Below are 826 nucleotides of genomic sequence, written 5' to 3'. Positions count from 1 at the left end.
TGTCATCCGTTATGAAAAAGATGAGACTAGAGACCGAGGAGCTTCTATTGAGATGGTTGACGGAGAAGATGGCTATGTAACCACAACGACGACCTACGATGTTAATCCAGAGACTGGTAAGGTTAGCGAAAAGGTTACTGTTGATAGAAAAGAAGCCACGGATACAGTTATCAAAGTTCCAGCTAAAAGCAAGGTTGAAGAAGTTCTTGTTCCATTTGCTACTAAATATGAAGCAGACAATGACCTTTCTGCAGGACAGGAGCAAGAGATTACTCTAGGAAAGAATGGGAAAACAGTTACAACGATAACTTATGATGTAGATGGAAAGAGTGGACAAGTAACTGAGAGTACTTTAAGTCAAAAAGAAGACTCTCAAACAAGAGTTGTTAAAAAAGGAACCAAGCCCCAAGTTCTTGTCCAAGAAATTCCAATCGAAACAGAATATCTCGATGACTCAACTCTTGATAAAGGTCAAGAAATAGAAGAAGCAGGAGAAATTGGTGAAATTACGCTTACTACAATCTATACTGTAGATGAACGTGATGGAACAATTGAAGAAACTACTTCTCGTCAAATTACTAAAGAGATGGTAAAAAGACGTATAAGGAGAGGGACGAGAGAACCTGAAAAAGTTGTTGTTCCTAAGAAGTCATCTATTCCTTCATATCCTGTATCTGTTACATCTAATCAAGGAACAGATTCAGCATTAGAACCAGCTAAACCAGTTGCTGCAACAACAGGCTGGAAACAAGAAAATGGTATGTGGTATTTTTATAATACTAACGGTTCCATGGTAACGGGTTGGGTACAAGTGAATGGTTCATGG

The 826-nt window shown here is 38.6% G+C and carries 1 protein-coding gene; it reads left to right on the top strand.

What is annotated here, in order from left to right:
• A partial coding sequence (locus tag HT709_RS05075; protein WP_240156670.1) for a G5 domain-containing protein occupies positions 1-826 on the top strand: 826 nt, incomplete at both ends.

Source organism: Streptococcus sp. 1343 (genome assembly GCF_013277355.1).
Taxonomy (GTDB): domain Bacteria; phylum Bacillota; class Bacilli; order Lactobacillales; family Streptococcaceae; genus Streptococcus; species Streptococcus pseudopneumoniae.
Note: the sequence above shows the minus strand (reverse complement) of the source record. Positions and strands in the feature narration are given on the sequence as shown.